16 protein-coding genes are annotated in these 16276 nt (G+C 72.9%); 6 read left to right on the forward strand and 10 right to left on the reverse strand.

What is annotated here, in order from left to right; genetic code table 11:
* Positions 1–236: 236 nt before the first annotated feature.
* Positions 237–908: a FadR/GntR family transcriptional regulator gene (locus ACZ4Z2_RS18030; protein WP_468077041.1), complete on the forward strand. Its 672-nt coding sequence runs from the start codon at positions 237–239 to the stop codon at positions 906–908.
* Between the two features lie 156 nt (positions 909–1064).
* The gene (locus tag ACZ4Z2_RS18035; protein ID WP_468077043.1) at positions 1065–2057 is read left to right on the forward strand and encodes a PAC2 family protein; all 993 of its coding nucleotides are present in this window, start codon (positions 1065–1067) and stop codon (positions 2055–2057) included.
* 111 nt (positions 2058–2168) lie between these two features.
* On the opposite strand, the gene ACZ4Z2_RS18040 is transcribed toward ACZ4Z2_RS18035, so the two are convergent.
* The 5 genes from ACZ4Z2_RS18040 to ACZ4Z2_RS18060 all read right to left on the reverse strand — a co-directional run bounded on the left by ACZ4Z2_RS18040 (position 2169) and on the right by ACZ4Z2_RS18060 (position 7056).
* Positions 2169–3224 carry an SMP-30/gluconolactonase/LRE family protein gene (locus ACZ4Z2_RS18040; RefSeq protein ID WP_468077045.1) on the reverse strand — a complete coding sequence of 352 codons (1056 nt, stop codon included), beginning with the start codon at positions 3222–3224 and terminating at the stop codon, positions 2169–2171.
* Between the two features lie 294 nt (positions 3225–3518).
* Positions 3519–4748, reverse strand: coding sequence for a cysteine--1-D-myo-inosityl 2-amino-2-deoxy-alpha-D-glucopyranoside ligase (gene mshC, locus ACZ4Z2_RS18045; protein WP_468077047.1), 1230 nt, complete (start codon positions 4746–4748; stop codon positions 3519–3521).
* A gap of 122 nt (positions 4749–4870) precedes the next feature.
* A complete protein-coding gene (locus ACZ4Z2_RS18050; RefSeq protein WP_468077049.1) occupies positions 4871–5719 on the reverse strand; it encodes an SCO1664 family protein in 849 nt (282 codons plus the stop codon).
* Positions 5683–6273 (reverse strand): DUF3090 domain-containing protein, encoded by a 591-nt coding sequence (locus ACZ4Z2_RS18055; protein ID WP_468077051.1) that lies wholly within the window; start codon positions 6271–6273, stop codon positions 5683–5685. Before ACZ4Z2_RS18055 ends, ACZ4Z2_RS18050 begins: the two co-directional genes overlap by 37 nt.
* A gap of 96 nt (positions 6274–6369) precedes the next feature.
* Positions 6370–7056 (reverse strand): histidine phosphatase family protein, encoded by a 687-nt coding sequence (locus ACZ4Z2_RS18060; RefSeq protein WP_468077053.1) that lies wholly within the window; start codon positions 7054–7056, stop codon positions 6370–6372.
* A gap of 55 nt (positions 7057–7111) precedes the next feature.
* Between ACZ4Z2_RS18060 and corA the strand changes: the two genes are divergently transcribed.
* Positions 7112–8107: a magnesium/cobalt transporter CorA gene (corA, locus tag ACZ4Z2_RS18065; RefSeq protein WP_468077055.1), complete on the forward strand. Its 996-nt coding sequence runs from the start codon at positions 7112–7114 to the stop codon at positions 8105–8107.
* A 35-nt stretch (positions 8108–8142) separates the two neighbouring features.
* Here corA and ACZ4Z2_RS18070 read toward each other — a convergent pair whose 3' ends face one another.
* Together ACZ4Z2_RS18070 and ACZ4Z2_RS18075 are read right to left on the reverse strand one after the other, a co-directional pair.
* Positions 8143–8931 carry a ferritin-like domain-containing protein gene (locus ACZ4Z2_RS18070; RefSeq protein WP_468077057.1) on the reverse strand — a complete coding sequence of 263 codons (789 nt, stop codon included), beginning with the start codon at positions 8929–8931 and terminating at the stop codon, positions 8143–8145.
* Between the two features lie 233 nt (positions 8932–9164).
* Positions 9165–10220, reverse strand: coding sequence for an LLM class F420-dependent oxidoreductase (locus tag ACZ4Z2_RS18075; protein ID WP_468077059.1), 1056 nt, complete (start codon positions 10218–10220; stop codon positions 9165–9167).
* Positions 10221–10387: 167 nt separating this feature from the next.
* On the opposite strand from ACZ4Z2_RS18075, the gene ACZ4Z2_RS18080 reads away from it, so the two are divergent.
* Positions 10388–11371: an aldo/keto reductase gene (locus ACZ4Z2_RS18080; protein WP_468077061.1), complete on the forward strand. Its 984-nt coding sequence runs from the start codon at positions 10388–10390 to the stop codon at positions 11369–11371.
* The gene (locus ACZ4Z2_RS18085; RefSeq protein WP_468077063.1) at positions 11368–13641 is read left to right on the forward strand and encodes a helix-hairpin-helix domain-containing protein; all 2274 of its coding nucleotides are present in this window, start codon (positions 11368–11370) and stop codon (positions 13639–13641) included. The genes ACZ4Z2_RS18080 and ACZ4Z2_RS18085 overlap by 4 nt, the downstream gene beginning before the upstream one ends.
* Positions 13642–13847: 206 nt before the next feature.
* Here the strand turns inward: ACZ4Z2_RS18085 and ACZ4Z2_RS18090 are convergent, their stop codons facing one another.
* A complete protein-coding gene (locus tag ACZ4Z2_RS18090) occupies positions 13848–14546 on the reverse strand; it encodes a hypothetical protein (protein ID WP_468077065.1) in 699 nt (232 codons plus the stop codon).
* Positions 14547–14594: 48 nt separating this feature from the next.
* Between ACZ4Z2_RS18090 and ACZ4Z2_RS18095 the strand changes: the two genes are divergently transcribed.
* The gene (locus tag ACZ4Z2_RS18095; protein WP_005485166.1) at positions 14595–14783 is read left to right on the forward strand and encodes a DUF5703 family protein; all 189 of its coding nucleotides are present in this window, start codon (positions 14595–14597) and stop codon (positions 14781–14783) included.
* 76 nt (positions 14784–14859) lie between these two features.
* Here the strand turns inward: ACZ4Z2_RS18095 and ACZ4Z2_RS18100 are convergent, their stop codons facing one another.
* Both ACZ4Z2_RS18100 and chpH read right to left on the reverse strand, forming a co-directional pair.
* Positions 14860–15828: a chaplin gene (locus tag ACZ4Z2_RS18100; protein ID WP_468077067.1), complete on the reverse strand. Its 969-nt coding sequence runs from the start codon at positions 15826–15828 to the stop codon at positions 14860–14862.
* Positions 15829–15959: 131 nt separating this feature from the next.
* Complete coding sequence (gene chpH, locus ACZ4Z2_RS18105; RefSeq protein WP_009331532.1) at positions 15960–16193, reverse strand: chaplin ChpH; 234 nt, start codon at positions 16191–16193, stop codon at positions 15960–15962.
* Between the last annotated feature and the right edge of the window lie 83 nt (positions 16194–16276).

Consider the following 16276-nt stretch of genomic DNA (forward strand, 5'->3'; position numbering starts at 1 on the left):
GGTGTGGGCGGGGCCGCCTCGTCGGTGCGCGCCGGTCGTATCCGCATCCCCGCCCCGCCCGCGTCCCCACCCCGTACCTCCCGCACACCGGGCCGCGTGATCACCCCAGGGGCCGGACACCGGGGGCGGGGCGGGCGTCGGCGCCGTCCCGGGAACGTCTCCCTGACGCGGGGCCATAATGGTCTGAGACATCGGATGTCTGAGCGGACTGGGAACCACCGAGAGGGGCGGGCGCCATGGCAGTCACCGACGAGGCGATCGAGAAGATCAAGGACATGATCGTCTCCGGGGCGCTGCGCCCGGGCGACCGGCTGCCGAAGGAGAGCGAGCTCGCCGCCGATCTGGGACTGTCCCGCAACTCCCTGCGCGAGGCGGTGCGCGCCCTGTCCCTCATCCGCATCCTGGACGTACGGCAGGGCGACGGCACGTATGTGACGAGCCTCGACCCCCAGCTCCTGCTGGAGGCGCTGAGCTTCGTCGTCGACTTCCACCGCGACGACACGGTCCTGGAGTTCCTCGCCGTGCGCCGCATCCTGGAGCCGGCCGCCACGGCGATGGCGGCCCTGCTCATCAGCGAGCAGCAACTGGACGCGCTGGGGGCCCAGTTGGACAAGTTGGGCGACGATCCGTCGGTGGAGGAACTGGTCGCAGGCGACCTGGAGTTCCACAAGGGCATCGTGCGGAGCTCCGGGAACTCCGTCCTCTGCTCCCTGCTGGACGGCCTGTCGGGCCCCACCACCCGGGCCCGCGTCTGGCGCGGCCTCACCCAGGAGGACGCCGTCAGCCGCACCCTCCACGAACACCGCGCCATCCTCGCCGCCCTCCGCGACCGCGACGCCGAGGCCGCCCGCTCCTGGGCGACGGTCCACATCGCGAGCGTCGAGCAGTGGCTGCGGTCGTCGCTGTGAGGCGTTGATCACTCGCGCCCGGCGGGCGGCGCGTGTTGTGGCCGCGCGAACGGGGCATTGATCCGTTCACTCCCCCGTGCAAGGGGGCTGCGAAGGCCCCCTGGGCACGCCGTAAGGTTGGGGCGTACGCGAGGGCACGTCGGAAGGAGGCGCTGGGTGATCGAGCTGGAGGGGGTTCCCGAGCTGATCGACCCAGTCATGGTGGCCGCGTTCGAAGGCTGGAACGACGCCGGCGACGCCGCCTCCACCGCGGTCGCGCACCTTGACCGCGAGTGGAAGGGCGAGGTGTTCGCGGCGCTGGACGCCGAGGACTACTACGACTTCCAGGTGAACCGGCCCACGGTGTGGCTGGACGGCGGCGTACGCAAGATCACTTGGCCGACGACAAGGTTGTCGGTGGTGCGGGTCGGCGGCGAGAAGCCCCGCGACCTCGTGCTGGTGAGGGGTATCGAGCCGTCGATGCGCTGGCGCTCGTTCTGCAACGAGCTGCTGGGCTTCGCCCATGAGCTGGGAGTGGAGCTGGTGGTGATCCTGGGCGCGCTGCTCGGCGACACCCCGCACACACGTCCGGTCCCGGTCAGCGGGGTCACGTCGGACCCGGATCTCGCCCGGCGGATGGATCTGGAGGAGACCAAGTACGAGGGCCCCACGGGCATCGTCGGCATCCTCCAGGAGGCGTGCACGCACGCCGGGGTCCCGGCGGTGTCGCTGTGGGCCGCGGTGCCGCACTACGTGTCGCAGCCGCCCAACCCGAAGGCGACGCTGGCCCTCCTCAACCGTCTGGAGGACCTGATCGACGTGCGCATCCCGCTCGGCGAGCTGCCCGAGGACGCGCGCGCCTGGCAGGTCGGCGTGGACCAGCTGGCCGCCGAGGACAGCGAGGTCGCGGAGTACGTGCAGACGCTGGAGGAGGCCCGGGACACCGCGGAGCTGCCCGAGGCGTCGGGTGAGGCGATCGCCCGGGAGTTCGAGCGGTATCTGCGGCGCCGCGACGGCGGCCCCACCGGTTCGACCGGCGGACACGCCACGGCCGACGGGGGCGACGGCGGGCCCGGCACGTGGAACCCGAAGGACAACCCCGGTGGCCGTACGCGACCGCCCAAGTCCCAGCGGCCGGGCAGCGAGGACGACGAGTCGTCGGAGGACTGATCCCCCGGCCCACGAGAGGCCGTCACCGCGCTCCCCGCACCCTGGAAGAGGGCACGGGGAGCGCGGGGTACGGAGGACCTCGACGGGCTCGGCGGCCTGTCGGCCGCCCGGTCAGCGCTCCACCGCGACGACCGTGTACGTCGTGTCCGGCGTCGGTGTCGTGGTGAAGCGGGCGTTGGGCAGGTACAGGCGGTTCTTGTACGCGGCGACGGTCGTCGGCACATCGAAGTCCGGGTCCGTGAGACGGCCCTCGAAGGTGCCGGAGCGGCCGTCGGCGGCGAGCTTGAACACGTCGATCGCGTTCTGACGGTTCTGTACGACGTACAGCCGCCGTCCGAGGAGCAGCAGGCCGTCGCCGTTGGTGAGGGGCGCGGAGTCGCCGAGGTCGACGAGCCGGGTGACGCCGGTCTTCGGGTCGACCCGGTGCAGGCCCCCGGCGCCGGACTGCACCACGAGCAGTGCCTTGCCGTCGGGGGTGCGGGTGATGCCGTTGGCGTTGACCACCTCGCCGGGCGTCTGCCTCCAGTCGCCGCGCAGGGTGACCGTCACGACGTCGTCCGGGTCCGGCAGCTCGCCGTGGCGGCCGAGCGGCAGCGCGTGCAGCGCCGGCTGGAACGAGTCGGTGAACCAGGCCGCCCGCGGGGTCAGGAACACATCGTTGGCGAAGGTGGGCGTCCTCGCGGTGAGCGGGTACGACGCGAGGATCGCGCCGGTGCGCGCGTCCACCACGCGGGCGCCCTGGGTGCGTCCGGCGACGAACAGCCGTCCCCGTCCGTCGAGTTCGAGGCCGACGGAGGGGGTGCCCGGCCCGGCGGAGATGATCCGGCCCTGCCCGGTGCGCAGGTCGGCGCGGTAGAGGGAGCCGTCTCCGAGGGAGCCGAGGTAGGCGTAGGGGCCGCCGCCGATGGTGATGCCCTCGGGGCGGAAGCCGTTGGGGAGGGGGATGACGTCCGGCCAGGTCCTCCCGGCCGTCACGGCGGTCCCGTTGGCCGTCACGGCTGTCCCGTTGGCCGTCGCGGCTGTCCCGGTGTTGGTCGCGGCCCCGGCGACCGAGGCCCCTACGAGCAGGGCGCCCGCGGTGGCGGCCGATGACGTGAGCAGTCCGCGCCTGCTCAGCAGGGGTTCGGAGGAGGGGGTGGAGGAGTGCGGGGGGTGCGGGGGTGCCACTGTGCGTCCCTTCCACGAAGGGACCGGCAGCTGGCCGGTCCGGCGTGACTGACGTCTGTCACCCCATCACATGCCGACCGCCCCCGCAGCCTTCGAGAACCGACCGACAGGGCCTCGACAGCTCCATGACAGCGCCCTCGACACCACCGAGCGGCGCCGAGGCGTGCACCTCCTCGCGCGCCGAGGGGCGCCCCCTCCGTCCGGAGAGGGCGCCCCAGTACGGCGAAACCGGCGTCCCGCCGTGACATCTGCGACGGCGGATCACTTCTGTGCCGTCTGTGCAGAGTCGTTACTTCACAGGGCCACGCCGAGGAGGGCGTCCACGGCGCGTGAGACGACACCGGGTGCCCCCTCGTCCGTGCCGCCCCGCTCCTGCTGCAGTTCGGCCCAGCGGTCGACCGCGGCGAGCGCGGACGGGGCGTCGAGGTCGTCGGCGAGGGCCTCGCGGATCTCCTCGACGAGCGCCTCGGCGGGCGGCCCGTCGGGCCGGGACACGGCGGCACGCCATCGGCCCAGCCGGGCGACGGCGTCCTCGAGGACCTGCTCGGTCCACTCCCAGTCGGACCGGTAGTGGTGGGCGAGGAGCGCGAGCCGTATGGCCGCCGGGTCGACCCCGTCCCGGCGCAGCCGGGACACGAAGACGAGGTTGCCCTTGGACTTCGACATCTTCTCGCCGTGCAGCGCGACCATCCCGGCGTGGACGTACGCCTTGGCCATCGGGAACTCGCCGGTCAGCACCTGGGCGTGGGAGGCGCCCATCTCGTGGTGCGGGAAGGCGAGGTCGGAGCCGCCGCCCTGCACGTCGAAGCCCATGCCGAGGTGGTCCAGGGCGATGGCGACGCACTCGATGTGCCAGCCGGGCCTGCCCCGTCCGAGGGAACCGCCGTCCCAGCTGGGCTCGCCCTCGCGGGCGGCCATCCACAGCATCGGGTCGAGGGGGTTCTTCTTGCCGGGCCGGTCCGGGTCGCCGCCGCGCTCGGCGGACAGCAGCCGCATCGCGGCGGCGTCGAGGCCGGAGACCTTGCCGAAGTCGGGGTCGGACTCGACGGAGAAGTAGATGTCGCCCTCGAGTTCGTACGCGGCGCCCGCGTCGCGGAGCCGCTCGACCAGCGGGACGATGCCCGGGATGGCCTCGACGGCGCCGATGTACTCCCGCGGAGGCAGCATCCGCAGGGCGGTCATGTCCTCGCGGAAGAGGGCGGTCTCCTTCTCGGCGAGGGCCGCCCAGTCGATGCCGTCGCGCTCGGCCCGCTCCAGCAGGGGATCGTCGACGTCGGTGACGTTCTGGACGTAGTGAACCTGCCGCTTGGTGTCGAGCCACACGCGCTGAACCAGGTCGAACGCGTTGTAGGTCGCCGCGTGACCCATGTGGGTCGCGTCGTACGGGGTGATACCGCAGACGTAGATACGGGCGACGGGACCGGGGTCAAGGGTGACCAGACCGCCGGTCGCGGTGTCGTGGATCCTCAGGTCGCGGCCCTTGCCGGGCAGGACGGGGACCTCAGAAGCGGGCCAGGCATACATGCCACGAGCCTAACCCGATCTCTCCGGGGTTAAGCCGGGGGCGGCCGACGGCTCGGGAGCCGGCCGCGGCCGCGCCGCCTTCACACCGGCTGCCTCACACCGGCCGCCTCACACCGGCTCCCTCACACCGGCGGCCACGGGATCGCGGGCCACTCCCCGCTCGGTTCCGGGTGGCGGCCGGTCCTCAGGAGGGCGGCGACCCGCTCCCTCGTGGCGTCCAGCTCGGCCGCGGTGATCAGGGCCGACAGCCTCGCCGCCAGTGCCCCGCCGTCGGCCAGCGCGTCCCGCAACCGTTTCAGCACGTCGACGGCCTCGTCCGTCAGGGGCTCCCCCGCCCACCCCCACAGCAGGGTCCGCAGCTTGTTCTCGACGTTGAAGGTCACGCCGTGGTCGATGCCGTAGAGCCGGCCCTCGGCGGCCGGGAGGAGATGGCCGCCCTTGCGGTCGGCGTTGTTGATGACGGCGTCGAGGACGGCGAGCCGCCGCAGCCGCCGGTCGTCGGCGTGGACGAGGAGGGCGGTCTCACCGTCGCCGACCTCCGCGAACCCGACCGCCTTCCAGCCCTCCCCCGCCTCCACACCGTCCACCAGGGCGAGCAGCTCCGACCCGGGCACCCCCTCGATCCACAGCTGGCACATGCCCCGCCCGTACGGCCCGTCCCGCAGCACCGTGGGCGGCACGAGCCCCCACCCGGTCGCCTCGGACACCTCGTACGCGGCGACCTCGCGCTGTGCGAGCGTCCCGTCGGGGAAGTCCCACAGCGGGCGCTCGCCGGCGACGGGCTTGTAGACGCAGGCGGCCTCGCGTCCCCCGTACGAGACCGAGCAGTACAGGACCGCGTTGGACGCCTCGCGCACCTGGCCGCGCACGGTCAGCTCGCCCTCGGCCAGCAACTCGGTCAGCGGCTCGGCGGCCGGGGCCCGCCCGTCGGAGGTCACGCCCCGCGGCGGTATCCGTTCTGGCGCGGACATACGTGTCCCTCCGGGTCGAGCGGCAGACTGCACAGCGGGCACGGCGGGCGTCCCGCGTTGACGACGTCGAGGGCGCGCTTGGCGAAGGCCCTGGCCTGCGCGCCGGTGAGGCGGACGCGCAGCATCGGCGGGCCGTTCTCCTCGTCCTGGAGCAGCCGCTCCTCGGCCTCGGCGAGGTCTTCCTCGGAGTCGGCGTCCAGCTCGACGAGGGCCTGCGCCTCGACGATCATGCGCTCCTCGTCGCCGTCCCAGGCCAGCGCCATGGTGCCGACGCGGAACTCCTCCTCGATGGGGGTCTCCAGCGGTGCCGTGTCCGAGACCTCGGTGGGGGCGACGGCGGGGACCGCGGCACTGCCGCCGCTGCGCCGGACGACCTCGTCGAGCAGTTCGTCCATGCGCTCGGCGAGCGCGGCGACCTGGGTCTTCTCCAGGGACACGCTGGTGACCCGCTGCCCTGACGAGGCCTGCAGGAAGAAGGTCCGGCGCCCGGGCAGCCCGACCGTACCGGCCACGAAGCGGTCCGGGGGGTCGTAGAGGAACACCTGACGGGACACGTCCTGTCTCCATTGGAATCGACGTCGGGACCGGTCGCTCCGGCTGCTGACGGGTTCAGCGCTGTCGCGACCGCTTCACCCTACTGCGGTTGACGATCACGGTGCTCCCGCGCCGCCCCCTACGGCGGCGTCACCGCTCGGGGGTTCCTCCCGCGGCGCCAGGGACGCGAAGTCCCCGGTGTCGCCGAGGCGGACGAGAAACGGCCGCAGTCGTGTGTAACGGATCGCGGTGATGGAACACGGTTCGACAGAAATCCGCTGGAAGAGGTCCAGATGAAGTCCGAGTGCGTCCGCGACGAGCGACTTGATGATGTCGCCGTGCGAGCACATCAGGTACACGGCGTCCTCTCCGTGGTCGCGCTCCACGCGCGCGTTCCACTCCCGTACCGCCTCCGCCGCCCGGTGCTGCATCTCCCGCATGGACTCCCCGCCGGGGAACTGGGCGGCCGTCGGATGCGCCTGGACGACCTGCATCAGCGGCTCGTCGGCGAGTTCGGCGAGCTTGCGGCCGGACCAGTCGCCGTAGTGGCACTCGCCGATGCGGTCGTCGGTGTGCGGGCTCAGCTCGGGCCGGGCGTCCAGGAGCGGGCGCATCGTCTCCTGACAGCGCTGGAGGGGGCTGGTGACGACCTCGGAGATCGGCAGCCCGGCGAGACGGCCGGGCAGTGCCGCGGCCTGCGCGGTGCCGCGCTCGTCGAGGGCGACGCCGGGCGTCCACCCGGCGAGCACCCCATCGGTGTTGGCGGTGGACCGGCCGTGCCGGACAAGGATCAACGTGGGCATGCGGCCCAGCCTAGACGCCCCTCCGGCGGCTCCACCGTCGAGAAAGGAACTCCCCGTGATCGTCGACTGCGCCGTCTATCGCGACGGCCACCGCACCGAGGGTCCCGACGACCTCTCCGACGCCCTGGCCGCGGCGCGCGCCTCGGGCGGTTTCGTGTGGATCGGTCTGCACGAGCCGACGGAGAAGGAGTTCGCCCTCGTCACCGAGGAGTTCGCGCTGCATCCGCTGGCCGTCGAGGACGCCCTGAAGGCCCACCAGCGGCCCAAGTTGGAGGTGTACGAGGACTCGCTGTTCATGGTGCTCAAGCCGGTCGTGTACGAGCCGGCCGGGGACACGGTGAGCACGGACGAGATCATGGTGTTCCTGGGTGACGGCTTCGTGGTGACCGTCCGCCATGGCGAGGGCTCGCCGCTGAACGTCGTACGGCGCCGTCTGGAGCAGGAGCCGGAGCTGCTGGGCGAGGGGCCCACGTCCGTGCTGTACGCGATCACGGACGCCACGGTCGACCACTATCTGGAGGTGGCCACCGAGCTCCAGACGGACCTGGAGGAGCTGGAGGCAGAGGTCTTCTCCCCGGACGTCGGCGGCTCGCGGAACACGGCGTCGCGCATCTACACCTTCAAGCGCCAGGTGCTGGAGTTCCGCCGGGCCACCGGCCCGCTCGCCGCGCCCGTCACCCGGCTCTCCGGCCAGGGCGGGAGCAGCGCCGCGGTGCCCTTCGTGAACGAGCAGGCCCGGCCCTTCTTCCGCGACGTCGGTGACCACCTGACCCGTGTGAACGAGTCCGTCGAGGGCCTGGACCGGCTGGTGTCGGACATCCTCTCGGCGCATCTCGCGCAGACGGGCGTCCGGCAGAACGACGACATGCGGAAGATCTCCGCCTGGGCGGCCATGGCGGCGATCCCCACGATGGTCGCGGGGATCTACGGCATGAACTTCGAGCACATGCCCGAACTGCGCTGGGAGTGGTCGTATCCGACGCTGATCGCGGTGACGGCCGTGCTGGAGGTGCTGGTGTTCCGTCTGTTCAAGCGGCGCGGCTGGCTGTGACCCGGCTGCCGCCGTGCCCACGGCGGCGCCCGGGCTCAGGCGAACTCGGGCGCCGCGGTCGCCGGTCCGCCGAGCGCGTCGCGGCGTTCCGGCATCTCCAGGGTGACCATGCGGCGCCAGCCGAGGACCCGTTCGTAGGCGTACACCGCGTGGATGCCCGCCGCGAGCAGCGCGGACTTGGCCCTGGGCCAGCCGAGGACGCGCCCCATGTGGGCCATCACGGCGAGGCTGACGTCCCGGTAGACGGCGATCTCGGCGAGGGCGCACTCGCGCAGCGTCCGCTGGATGAGGCGGCCGTGTCCGGCGGCGGCGAAGCGCAGGAGTTCCTCGTGGGTGTACGCGAGGTGGTTGTCCTCGTCGTCGGAGATCATCCGGACGGCCCTGCCGATCTCCGGGTGGTCGGCGAAGTGCTTGCGGAGCATCACCATCTGCTCGGAGGCGCGCTGTTCGGTGACGCGGCTGTGGGACAGGTAGACGATGATGTCCCGCACCGTGAGGGGCTGGTCGGCCTTGAGTTTCTCGTGGGCGAGACCGATGCCGTGGCGCTCCAGGAGCATCGTGTAGTCGGTCTCCGGCGGGACCGGCGCGGGTTCGAGGCCGCGCTTCTTCATGAGGGCGTTGAAGATCCGTCCGTGCTTGTCCTCGTCCGCGCCGTGGCGGGTGATCCGGGGGGCGAGCGCGCGCTCGCTCTCCGGGACGAGCGCGGCGATGCGCGCGTTCTCCCAGCCGCCCTGCGACTCCCCGCTGGCGGCGATGGAGCAGAACAGCCGGAACGACTCGTCGTCGTCGATGATCTCCTGGAACAGGCTCTTGGCCGAAAGCATCTGAGGCACCTCTCTGCAGGACCCTGAAGATCGAGTCAAATGGGGTACCAGGAGCCGGGCAACAGCTGTGTCGGACAAATCCGCCAAACGAAGGACGACAGGGCGGCGAGGACGCGTAACCAAGGGGCCGCTGCCGCGTTGTCCCCCGTGACGGCCGTGGCGGGGAGGACCCCCGAGCCCCCACCACGGCCGTGGTGCTTCTCCTGGGTCGGCGTGGGCGCCGACCGCTCCCGTCAGGCGAGTCCGGCCCGCTCCAGGGCCTCGGTGCCGGCCCGCAGCGAGGCGATCCGCTCGTCCAGCGTGAAGCCCGCGGGGGCCAGGGTGAGGGTGGTGACACCGGCCTCCGCGTACGCCTTCATCCGGTCGGCGACGCGCTCCACGGAGCCGAGCAGCGTCGTCTGGTCGATCAGCTCGTGCGGGACGGCGGCAGCGGCGCCGGCCTTGTCGCCGCCCAGGTACTTGTCCTGGATCTCGGCGGCCTCCTTCTCGTAGCCCATGCGCTGGGCGAGCTGGTTGTAGAAGTTCTGCTTGCGGCTGCCCATGCCGCCGACGTACAGCGCGGTGTACGGGCGGAAGGTGTCGGCGAGCGTCGCGACGTCCTTGTCGTCGCCGACGGCGATCGGCAGCGTCGGGCACACGTCGAAGCCGTCGAGGGTCCTGCCCGCCTTCTCGCGGCCGGCGCGCAGGTACTTGACGGCCGTGTCCTCCAGGTGCGCGGCGGACGGGAAGATCAGCAGCGCGCCGTCGGCGATCTCGCCGGTCTGCTCCAGGTTCTTCGGGCCGATCGCCGCGATGTACAGCGGGATGTGCTCGCGGGTGGGGTGCACGGTGAGCTTGAGCGGCTTGCCGGGCCCGCCGGGCAGCGGCAGGGTCCAGTGCTCGCCCTCGTGCGACAGACGCTCGCGGGTCATCGCCTTTCGGATGATCTCGACGTACTCGCGGGTGCGGGCGAGCGGCTTGTCGAACTTCACGCCGTACCAGCCCTCGGAGACCTGCGGCCCGGAGACCCCGAGGCCGAGGCGGAACCGGCCGCCGGAGAGCGAGTCCAGGGTCGCGGCGGTCATCGCGGTCATCGCCGGCTGGCGGGCGGGGATCTGGAAGATGGCCGAGCCCACGTCGATGCGTTCGGTCTTGGCGGCGACCCAGCTCAGCACGGTGGCGGCGTCCGAGCCGTACGCCTCCGCCGCCCAGCACACCGCGTAGCCGAGGCGGTCGGCCTCCTGGGCCACGGCCAGGTTGTCCCCGTCCATCCCGGCGCCCCAGTAGCCGAGGTTGATCCCGAGCTTCATGTAGACCCGCCTTCCCCTTACCGATCAGTAACGTCCTTGTGGCGCCGACCCTACCGGGGGGATGCGGCAGTGGGGCGGGTGTGGGTGGGTCGGCGGGCGGGTCCCTGGGGAAATCGGTCGTCCACAGGCCCCCACACGGCGAACTCCGGACAGTAATGTCGGCGTCCATGGAGCAGAGGCATCTCGGCCGAACCGGCCTGCGTGTGTCCCGGATCGGGCTCGGCACCCTGACGTGGGGCCGCGACACGGACGAGCATGACGCCGCGGACATGTTGAAGGTGTTCTGGGAGGCGGGCGGCACCCTCGTCGACACGGCGGACGTGTACGGCGACGGCGAGGCCGAGTATCTGCTCGGACAGCTGATGGACGGGCTGGTGCCCCGCCGTGACCTGGTCATCTCCACCAAGGCCGGCAGCGTGCCCGACCCCGACCGCCGCTTCGACGGCTCCCGCGGTCATCTGCTCGCCGCCCTGGACGCCTCCCTCGCCCGCCTCGGCACCGACCACGTCGACCTCTGGCACCTCCACGCCTACGATCCCGAGACCCCGCTGGAGGAGACGCTCCACGCCCTCGACCTGGCCGTCAGCAGCGGCCGGGCCCGCTACGCCGGGGTCTCCAACTTCTGTGGCTGGCAGCTCGCGAAGGCGGCCACCTGGCAGCTCGCCGCTCCGGGCATACGCACCCGGCTGGCCAGTACGCAGATGGAGTACTCCCTGCTCCAGCGCGGCGTCGAGCGCGAGGTGCTGCCGGCCGCGCTGGACCTCGGTGTCGGGCTGCTCCCGTCCTCCCCGCTGGGCCGCGGGGTGCTGACCGGGAAGTACCGGCACGCCACACCGCCGGACTCGCGGGGCGGCTCCGAGCACATGGCGCGGTTCGTCGCGCCGTACCTCGACGAGACCGCGACGAGCATCGTGGACGCGGTGCAGACCGCCGCGGACGGGCTCGCCGTGACACCTCTCCAGGTCGCCCTCGCCTGGGTGCGGGACCGGCCGGGCGTCGCCGCGCCCATCGTCGGCGCGCGCAACGCGCTCCAGCTCACGGCGGCGTTGTCAGTGGAGCCCCTTAGTCTTCCTGACGAGATCTGCCGGGCGCTCGACGACGTGTCGGCGCCCGTGCACCGCTATCCCGATCACGACTGGAGCACGCTGTGAGCACGGAGCCCGCGACCACGGAGCCGGACGAGCCGGGGGGCCGGGCCGGCGGGACCCCCGACGCCGGGACCCCGAAGGCCGAGGGCACACCCGACGACCACGCGACGCCACCCGCCGCGACAGCGGACGACGAGGCCGCGGGGGACGCGGAGACCGGGGCGACCACCGAGGCCCCGGGGGAAACGGCGGACGCGGCGGGCGGCACGGAGACGGCCGACGGCGCGTCCGACCTGTCCGAGGCCCAGGCCGAGTTGGCGGCGCAGCGGCTGGAGCGGGAGCGGATCGAGCGGCGGAAGGCCGAGAAGAAGGGGCCGATCACGGCGGGTGCCAAGCTCAGCGGCACGGCGGCCGACCTGCTGGCGGCGGTACGGGCCGTGGAGGGCGGCCAGAAGCCCTCGGCCACCGTCTTCGCGGAGCCGGAGCCCGCGCCCCGGCGGCCCGCGCCGGAGCCCGTGCGGCGCCCCGAGCCGGTCGCCGCCCCGGTGGCCGCGGCTCCGTCCGGCGAGACCGTCGGAGCCGTGCGCGCGGTGCTCGCCCAGGGGGGTGCGCCGGAGGCGCTGGTGCCGCAGGTCGCCGAGGTGCTCGGTGAGGGTGCCGGCGACCGACTGCGTGAGGACCCCTGGCAGTTGCTGCGGGTCCCCGGGGTACGGCCCGAGCAGGCCGACGGGTTCGCGCGGGCGCTGCTCGGCGCGGAGTGCGGCCCGGACGACGAGCGGCGCGGCCGGGCGGTCACCGTATGGCTGTTGGAGCAGGCCGCCGTGGCCGGTCACACCGCGCTGGAGGTGCCGGCCCTCACCGCCGCGCTCGCCCAGCGCGCGGTGCCGGATCCGGACGGGGCCGTGCAGAGTGCCGTCGCCGAGGGCGAGGCCCTGGTCTTCCAGGACGCGCTGGACGACGCCCCGCCCGTCGCGGCGGCCGCTGAGCCCGGGGAGGACGAGGCGGAGCAGGAGCGGCCGGTGCGGGTCCTGATCGGCCTGGAGCGTTACGCCCTCGCCGAGGAGAGCCTCGCCGACGGCCTCGCCCGGGTCGTGAACTCCCTGCCGAAGGACGACGCCGACGACGCCCCGGACTGGGCGTCCGCCGCCGCGTCGGCGCCCCGTCCCGCCGCCGAGCTGGTCCGGGCCGTCGCCGCGCACGGGCTGGTCCTCCACACCGGTGGCGAGGCCGCCCGCGCGGAACCGGCGGCCCTGATCGCCACGGCACGGGCCCTGGGGCTCCGGGCGTACGCCGCCACGCACAGTGCGGACGGGAGGCGGCGGTTCGCCGCGCTGCTGGACGACGCCGGGACGGACGGCGCGGTCCCGGCGAGCGGTTCTCCCGTGGTCACCGTGGGCGGGCTGCTGGCCGGGGTCGAGGGGCCCGGCAGGGACACCGAGGGCGCGTTCGACCTCGATCTCCTCGTGGTGCTGGACGCGCCGCAGCTCGATGTGGAGACCGCCGCCGTCCTGGTCGAGTCGCTGCCCGACGGGGCCCGGCTGGTGCTCAGCGGCGATCCGGGGGTGCTGTGGTCCGCCGGGCCGGGGCGGGTGTTCGCGGACCTCCTGGCCGCCCGGGCCTGCCCGCAGGTCGCCTCCCGTACGCCGGACGCCGGTCCGATCGGTGAGCTGGTCTCCGGGATCGGCATCGGGGAGCTCAACCAGGTGGACGCGCCCGGCAAGGAGGTCGTGATCGTGCCGGTGCGGGACGCCGGGGAGGCCGTGCACCGGACCGTGCAGCTCGTCGTGGACTCCGTACCGAGGGCCTTCGGCGTCCCTGCCGAGCAGGTGCAGGTGATCACCCCCGGCCATGGGGGTGCGGCGGGGACGCGTGCGCTGAACACGGCGCTGAAGGAGCGGCTGAACCCCGGGCCCGGCCGCTTCGGCGGGTTCGACCCCGGCGACCGGGTCGTCCACTCCCCCGTGCCGGGCCGTACGACGCCGGGGCGCGTCGTGAGGGCCGACGCTGAGGGGCTGCATCTCGACTGCGCGGGGGACGCGGTCGTCGTGCCCAAGGAGCGGGTCGAGACGGCGGTGCGGCACGGGTGGGCCCTCACGGCGCACCAGGCCGTGGGACACCGCTGGCCGGCCGCGGTGGTGGTGCTGCCGGGTGACGCGGCGGCGGCGCTCAGCCGGCCCTGGGTCTACACGGCCTTCTCTCGCGCCGACCGACACCTGTCCGTGGTCCACGGCGTGGAGCAGGGCCTCCCCCGCGCGGTCGCCGAGGTCCCGCCGAAGCCCCGCACGACCCGTCTGCCGACCCTGCTGAAGACCCAGGTCCCCCCGACCGGCTGACACGCCGAGGCGCCCACCCGTGCCGCCCCAGTGGCACGACTGCCCGCAGCTGAGGAGCGACTGGGCGGCGCGGGCGAAGCGGTGCGCCCCCGGGATCGGCCCGTAGGGCCGTTCCCAGGGGCGCGGGGAACTGCGCGATGAGCCCGGGACTGGCCGCACTCGCCCGGGCGGCGGCGGGCCCCAGTCCGTAGGCCCCCGGTCCCGCCCTAGCGGTCCGCGTCCAGCGGTTCCAGTTCCTCGTCCTCGTCCAGGTCGATCTCGTCCTCGATGTCCTCGTCGTCCGCGTCGTCCTCGTCCTCGTCGAAGACCGCGCTGACGTCGAAGCGGCAGACGACCCGCTGGGGGTCGACGTTGTCGAACGGGGCCTCCAGCCACTCCCCGGGGTCGGCCGTGTCGTCCCCGGCAGTGACCCACAGCGTGGAATCGCCCTCCTCCAGGCCGAACTCCTTGTGCCGGGACGCGATCTCGTCCGCTTCGAACTCGCCGAACAGAACCCCCAGCGCGCCGTGCACGGTGGCCGACGCCGCGTCGTCACCGGCGGCGACGACGGACGGCTCGTCCGCCGCCTCCACCCGCTGCGCCTGCGCCAGCAGCCGGTGCGGCTCCGCCACCGTGTAGTCCCGCCGGATCAGCACGCTCAGCGCGCTCGGCTCCTCGGGGCCGGTGTACGGGGGCATGTCCTCGGTGCCGGGGATCTCGAAGGGGGTGACCTCGTCGTAGCGGTCGTAGAGCAGTTCGTCGTACTCCTCGGCGGCCGCGGCCAGCTCGTTGAACGCCTCGTAGACGGCCGGGTCGTCCTCACCCGACCGGCGTTCGACCGCGGCCAGGTGGCGGTCGAGCGCGGCCTTGACCGCCTCGGCGGCGGCGCGTACCTCGGCAGCGGTGGGCTGCGCAGCATCAGACATAGTGCAGACGCTATCCGTACCGGGCCCCAGCCCGCACAATAGATACCGATGCCGGAATACGAATTTGTCGACGTGTACGTACCTCGCGGGGTCTCCCGCAAGGACGCCACACGCCTGCTGACGGACCATGCCGAGTACGGACACTGGGAGTTGGACCGACTGAGTCTGCTGCGCGACGGCAGCCGCAGGGTACGGTTGCGCCGACGGATCATCCGCCAGGTGCGGGCCACATGGTGATGTGAGCGGACAGCAGCAGATCCAAACGGAGCGGGCCCCGCTGGTGCGGGGCCCGCTCCGTCGTGTGCGCGTCCGGTTACAGCGCGGAGGCCCGCGCCTTGCGGTAGATCAGCGCACCACCGAGGAGCGTGCCCGCACCCACCGACAGGGCGAGACCGAGCGGCACCTCGGCGCCCGTCTGGGCGAGCTGCCCGAGCGCCTCGGATCCGGTGACGGTCTGGGTGCCCGGCGCGTTGCCGCCACCGCCGAGGCCGGGGGCACCGGGGTTGCCGGGGTCGCCGGGCCCACCGGGCCCACCGGGCTGTCCCGGCCCGTCGGGCTGCTGCGGACCGGGCTGTCCACCCGGCGGGTTCTGCTGGCCGCCGCCGGGGTTCTCGTGCGAACCTCCGCCGCCCGGGTTCCCGCAGTCGCCGCCGGTCGTCCCGTTGCCGAGGCCGATCACGCTGACGCTGTTGCCGCAGGCGTTGACCGGGATGTCCACCGGGACCTGCACGTGGTTGCCGGAGCCGACGCCCGGCGAGTTGCCGGTGTGACCGCCCGCGTGGGACCCGCCGCCGTGGGACGAGTCGTGGCCGCCGCCGTGCGAGCCACCCCCGCCGCCCCCGCCGTTGTAACACTCGTTGCCCGTGGCCGGGTTGGCGACGCCGACCACGTTGACGCTGTTGCCGCAGGCGTTGACCGGTACGTGCACCGGGGCCTGCACATGGTTCCCGGACAGCACACCGGGCGAGTCACTGGCGTGGCCCTGGGCCTGCGAGCCCCCGTAGGACGATCCGGAACCACCGGCGTGCCTGCCGGTCTTGACGCCGTTGGAGCACTTGTTGCCGGACGCGGGGTTGAGCAGCCCGACGACGCTGACGGTGTTGCCGCAGACGTTGACCTCGGCCTCGACCGGCGCCTGTACGTTGTTGCCGGAGAGGACGCCGGGCGAGTTGGTCGCGGAGCCCTGGGCGCCGGAGTCGGCGTGCGCGTAACCGCCGGCCGCGGCGAGGACGCCGGACGCGGCGGCCATCGTCATCAGGCCTTTGCGGGTGACCTGTCGCATGTCTGATTTACCTGCCTTAGCCCTATGGTCTGATCTTTTGCACCTTGTCCGGAGAACCGGTCGGCCCCGGAGCGCATGGCGCGCACTCCGGGGCCGACGGTTATCGGACCCTCACCGGGTGAGGCACAACGTCACTTGTTGATGCAGGTGTTGCCGAAGGCGGGGTTCAGCAGCCCGATCACGTTGATCGTGTTGCCGCACACGTTCACGGGCACGTGAACGGGCACCTGGACGACGTTGCCGGACGCGACACCCGGGGAGTGCACGGCGGCACCCTGGGCACCGGCGTCGGCGACAGCCAGACCCGCACCCGCGAGCACCAGACCACCGGTGGCAGCCGCAGCAGCGACGACCTTCTTGATCATTATTCCTCCTTGTTGGCAAAGCGACCCCGAGTAGCGAGTCGCATCACCTGTAACGAGGAGGGATGAATGGAGCTACGAGCTTA

It is taken from the genome of Streptomyces sp. NPDC030183, from assembly GCF_055573455.1.